Annotated in this window: 4 protein-coding genes; all 4 read left to right on the forward strand. The window is 63.6% G+C overall.

All coding sequences use genetic code 11. From position 1 onward, the window contains the following. Positions 1–1,209, forward strand: a 1,209-nt coding sequence (locus ACXJKR_RS22675) for a TonB-dependent receptor (RefSeq protein ID WP_457324727.1), incomplete at its 5' end; no start/stop codon positions are given. An 11-nt stretch (positions 1,210–1,220) separates the two neighbouring features. Continuing rightward, the gene (locus ACXJKR_RS22680) at positions 1,221–2,552 is read left to right on the forward strand and encodes an MFS transporter (protein WP_457324728.1); all 1,332 of its coding nucleotides are present in this window, start codon (positions 1,221–1,223) and stop codon (positions 2,550–2,552) included. After that, positions 2,549–3,598 (forward strand): alpha/beta fold hydrolase, encoded by a 1,050-nt coding sequence (locus tag ACXJKR_RS22685; protein ID WP_457324729.1) that lies wholly within the window; start codon positions 2,549–2,551, stop codon positions 3,596–3,598. Before ACXJKR_RS22680 ends, ACXJKR_RS22685 begins: the two co-directional genes overlap by 4 nt. 106 nt (positions 3,599–3,704) lie before the next feature. Then, the coding region (locus tag ACXJKR_RS22690) for an indolepyruvate ferredoxin oxidoreductase family protein (protein ID WP_457324730.1) at positions 3,705–5,595 on the forward strand (1,891 nt) is incomplete at its 3' end.

Genomic DNA, 5,595 nt, shown 5'->3' on the forward strand with positions numbered 1-5,595 from the left:
GCCTTTGACACCACGCCGGTGTACGGGCCGCTGTTGTCGGAGCTGGCCGGCCTCAACGTGGCGTCGGTGCCGCAGAACGTCGCGACTGTGCTGAGGAAGACCACCCAGGAGTTCCGCTTGTCTTCGGATGCCAAGAAAGAGGTGTCCTGGCTCGGTGGCTTGTACTACGACCGCGAAACGGGCACCAATGACCAATCGATAAGCACGGTGATGCCTGACGGCTCCCAAGGCCCTGACATCATCCGGGCGTCGCTGCCGAGCAAGTTTGAGGAATTCGCCGCCTTCGCTGACGTCACCTGGAATCCGACAAGCCAGTGGAGCATCACGGGTGGCGCGCGGGTTTCGCGCAATCGCCAGACTTACCGCCAGGTCGGTGGAGGGCTCATCGCGGCGCCCACAGACTTGAGTTCTGAGTCCAGCGAGACCACTGCTACCTACCTGCTGACAGGCAAATACGCCCTTTCGCCAACGAGCAACGTCTACGTGCGGGCAGCCAGTGGTTATCGACCCGGCGGTCCCAATGTCGTCTTGCTGGATCCCGCCACTGGATTGCCTGCGGCGCCTGCCAGCTTCAAGAGTGATTCGCTGTGGAGCTATGAAGGCGGCTACAAGGCCGATCTGCTGGATCAGACCCTGTCGGTGCAGGCCACCGTTTACCAGATTCGCTGGCGCAATATTCAACAGTACTACGCTGTTCAGGGACTGAACCTCCTGACCAACGCTGGCAAGGCCAAGATCGATGGCGCTGAGGCGAGTCTGACCTTGCGGGTGTCACCAGACTGGACCGTAGCCACGAGCCTCGCTTACACCGATGGTCGGCTGACTGAATCCGGGCCCGGAATCGGCGTCGAGGGTGCACAACTGCCAAATCAGGCAAAGTGGTCTTTCGGCCTCAGCTCTCGATACGAGTTTTCCGTAGGTGAGCATCAAGGCTATGTGGGCGCGGCGGTGCGGGGCGTCGGTCATCGTGACGCGGGCTTTGCGGGCAGCGCTTCATTGCCGTCCTACCGGCTGCCGGGCTACGCGCTGGCGGATGCCCAGGCCGGCATGAAGATGGGCAGATTCGATCTCGGCCTGTCGATTCGGAATCTCTTTGACCGCAGAACCCAGATGAGCGCACAGACCAACTTCGTGCCATTGGGGTCGCCTGCATATGTGGTCGAGGCGCGACCGCGCACGGTCACGCTTTCCGTCACCGCGGCGTACTAGTTGAGGCTGCCATGAAGGTCGTGGACAGCATTGGCCTTGAGGCCGTTGGTAAGTCTAGGGCGAATGGACGTGCTTGGTTCACCTTGTCGATCCTCGTTCTCCTGACTTTGGTGGCCTCGCTGGATCGGCAGGTACTCACGCTGCTGGGAGAGCCTTTGCGACTCTCGTTGGGGCTCAGCGACACTCAACTTGGTGTTCTACAGGGCGTCGGCATCTCTTTGATCGCGGGGATGACCGCCCTTGCCGTGGGTTGGGCTGCCGATAGGTACGACGTGCGCAAGGTGCTTTTCGGTATCCTGGCCTTGTGGGGCACGGCAACCGTCGCCGGCGCGAACAGTCGTAGCTACGGCGCTCTCTTTCTCAGTTCTGCTGGCATGGGTCTCCTCGAGACGGCCATGGCGCCGATCGTGTATGCCTACATACCGCGAGCATTTCCCGAACGAACGCGGGCGCTGGCGAACAGTGTCTACGCCACTTTGAATCTCCTGCTGATCGGCGCAGGGATCGGCCTGGCAGGCGGTGTCGCCGGTGCGGCTTCAACGCTGGGCAGTTGGGGCTTGTACCCTTGGGTTGGGCTGGAGGAGTGGCGTGCCGCGCTGCTGCTGACGGCCGCAGTGGGTATCTCTTGTTCGTTCTTCCTTGTCTTCTTGAAGGCCGACAGACCACGGAAGGCTCACGAGACGGTCGCGTCGCCACCCATCTGGCCGTATTTGCGGCAGCACCGGCTTGCACTGTTCTGCGTGTTCTGCGCCTTTGGCTTGGGAAGCATGGGCTTGCAGGCCTTCACCACATGGGTGCCCGTGATCGCGGAGCGGCGGTTCGGTGCTACGGCTGACGACGTCGCGGCTTCGATGGCCACTTGCTTCCTCGTCGGGATCGTGTCGGGAGCCGTGGTTGGCACATTGGGGTTGAGATTCCTGCAGCGCCGAATTCGGGACGCGGCACCGCTGCGCATCATGGTTGGCGGCTGCTCGGCGGCCGCACTTGCGTGCGTGATGTTGTCAGCGGCCAGTTCGGCGATGCACGTCTATCTGCTGCTGGCGGTGATGGTTGCGGCGTTGATTGCGGGCGTTGTCTTGGCGCCCACCATGATGCAGGACATGTCCGATGCTCGTTTCGTGTCGCGCATCGTCGCGCTGGGAACCCTCGTATCCATTTCACTGACCGCATTGGGAACAACGGGGGTCGGCATCCTGTCTGACGTGCTGGGTACGGATCCAGGAAGCGTGCTGTATGCGGCGTCTTCGGTGGGGGCTGGCGCTCTGGCCATGGCAGCAGTTCTATTGGCCATTGGTGAGCGTGCCTACTTGGCCGCTGTGGCCGGAGCACGGGAGGGAACATGAGCGAGATCGCTTCTAGCCCGGAGCGAAGCTCCTTTGTCGAGATTTTGAGGAATGCACGCCGGATCGTTGCGCAGGAGGGGATCGAGGACCTCCTGGCCGTTTCGATTGGTGGGACTGAGCAATGGCTTTCGATTCGCGGCAGGGATGCACGCAATCCTGTGCTGCTGTTCATTCATGGCGGCCCCGGCAGCCCGGAGATGCCCACCAGCTGGCTCTACCAAAGCGGCTGGGAAGACTACTTCGTCGTCGTGCAATGGGATCAGCGGCGTTRTGGAAAGTCTGGCGCTGCAGCGTGGCCGGATCTGGCCGACGGAGCCTCCCTCATCGATCACATGGTGGCAGACGCCTGCGAGGTGGTGGACTTCCTGCGTGGTCGGTTCAAGCGCCAGAAAATCGTGGTGCTGGGCCATTCCTGGGGAAGCGTGGTCGGGACATTGTTGGCGCAGCGCTGTCCCGAGCGCTTGCACGCGTACGTCGGCGTCGGCCAGGTCATCGACTGGGTCGAAAACGAACGCGCCAGCTACGACTTCGTCGTCCGGCAGGCGAGGGCGCTGGGCTTGGCCGATGCCACCACGGAACTCGATTCCTTGGCGCCCTATCCCGACATGGCACCGACCGCCTCCACGCTGATGCGGCTTCTGACCGAGCGCAAGTGGGTGGTTCACCTGGGCGGAATGATCCATGGACGCAAGGATCTCGATGTCCTCGACCACGCCAAGACGCTGTGCCCGGAATACACGGCAGCGGATCTGGACAGCACCGGACAAGTCGAGGATGCCGTGGAGCGCCTCTTGCCCGAATTGATGCGTTCCGACTTCAAGGAGCTTGGCGAACTGGGCTGCCCGATCGTGATCGCAGCAGGCCGCCATGACTTCGCCACGCCTTCCGGTGTGGCACGCAAGTGGTACGAAACGCTTCGGGCGCCGAGCAAGCATTGGCAGTGGTTCGAGCGCTCGGCGCACATGCCGCATCTCGAAGAACCGGGAAGGTTCCTTGACTATCTGGTCAACACGGTGTGGCCCCTGACTCAGCCTGACGCCGACTGACCGCTGCCATCGGCCGCCCGGGCCACTGTTGCGCCCGGGAGCTTGAAAGATCCACCGTCGAAGTCACTTGCGGCGCGGGGTCGCAATTTCCGCCTAGGAGATCGAATTGGAAGAGGCCCGTTTGTTGAGGGCAGCATCGCTGGACGACCGCCATGACCTGCGGCACCGTGAAGTGATGTTGAGCGGATCCCAGGCACTCGTCAGGTTGCTGCTGCTGCAACGCGAGTTCGACCGGCGCGCGGGGCTGCATACGGCGGGCTACGTCAGCGGCTACCGCGGATCGCCGTTGGGCGGCTTCGATACGGCGCTCTGGAAGTCCGCCAAGGCGCTGAAGACTGCCGACGTCGTCTTTCAGCCGGGGGTCAACGAGGATCTTGCCGCGACGGCCATCTGGGGCACACAACAGCTGCAACAGCTGGGCCCAGCCCGCGTGGACGGGGTGTTCGCGCTCTGGTACGGCAAGGGGCCGGGTGTGGACCGCTCCGGCGACGCCATCAAGCACGGCCACTACGCCGGAACCCATCCACTGGGCGGCGTGCTGGTGGTGTTCGGTGACGACCATCCCGGCAAGTCCTCGACCATCGCCCATCACAGCGAACAGGCCCTGGCCGCCAACAATGTGCCGATGCTCTACCCGGCCGATGTGGGCGAGATCGTCCGCTTTGGGCTCCTGGGCTATGCGCTGTCACGCTACAGCGGCTGCTGGGTGGGGATGAAGGTGGTCAACGAAACGGTTGAGCAGACCACCGTCGTCTCGCTGGATCTTGATGCGCTGCACATCGAGCGACCCCTGCCCGATGACCTGCTGCCCTCCGAAGGAGTCCACTATCGGGGCGTCTACAGCCCCGGCCGGGATGAGGCCATCCTGCTCCGGCATCGGCTGCCACTGGTGCATCGCTTCGCGCGGGTCAACGGAGTGGATCGCATCACACTGGGTGCGTCGGGCCGTTTTGGCATCGTCACCGCAGGCAAGGCGCATCAGGACGTGATTCAGGCCCTGGGCTATCTGGGCATCGACGATCAGCGCGCGGGGCAGCTCGGCTTGGCCGTCTACAAGGTGGGATTGATCTGGCCGCTGGAGCCCACTGGTCTGAGGGCATTMGCGCAGGGGCGCCAGGAACTGTTCTTCGTCGAGGAAAAGCAGGCCTTCGTCGAGCCGCAGGCCGCCGCCTGCCTTTACAACGATGCGGCACGGCCGCGTATCGTTGGCAAGAATGAAGAGCATCAGCAGACGCTGCTGGCCTCAGACCAGCAGCTTGAACCCATCGACGTGGCGCTGGCCATCGCCTCGCGCCTGCGTGCCAACGGCCTGGCCGATGCCGCTCTCGACGAACGCGTGCAATCGCTTCGCGCCTACCGCGGCGCCCTGACCGCCATCGTGGCGGATACCGGCAGGCGCCAGCCCTATTTCTGCTCGGGGTGCCCGCACAACACCTCGACAGCGATTCCCGATGGCAGTGTGGCGATGGCGGGCATTGGCTGTCATGGCATGGCGATGTGGGCCAAACCGCGCACCCTGGTCAGCACGCAGATGGGCGGCGAGGGCCTCAATTGGGTCGGGATGCACCACTTCTCGAAAGCTGGGCATGTATTCCAGAATCTGGGCGACGGCACCTACTACCACTCGGGCTTGCTGGCCATCCGGGCCGCCGTGGCGAGCGGCGCCAACATCACCTACAAGATTCTCTACAACGATGCCGTCGCGATGACCGGGGGGCAGCCGGTGGACGGCCCGCTTTCCGTGGGCGCCATGGCTCAGCAGGTGCAGCACGAAGGGGTCAAGCGCGTGGTCGTGGTCAGCGACCAGCCCGCCCTGTATGGCCCTGATTCGGGTTTGCCCGCGGGCGTTCAGGTGCGACATCGCGACCACCTCGACGAGGTGCAGCGCGAGCTTCGAGACACGGCCGGTTGCACCGTGCTGATCTTTGAGCAGACTTGCGCCGCCGAGAAGCGCCGACGCCGCAAGAAGGGCGAGTTGATCGACCCTGACAAGCGCC

Source organism: Roseateles sp. P5_E11, from assembly GCF_054049355.1.

Excerpts from the sequence above, each read along its gene's own strand:
- ACXJKR_RS22680 (WP_457324728.1), top strand. The coding sequence starts at position 1,221 with ATGAAGGTCGTGGACAGCATTGGCCTTGAGGCCGTTGGTAAGTCTAGG.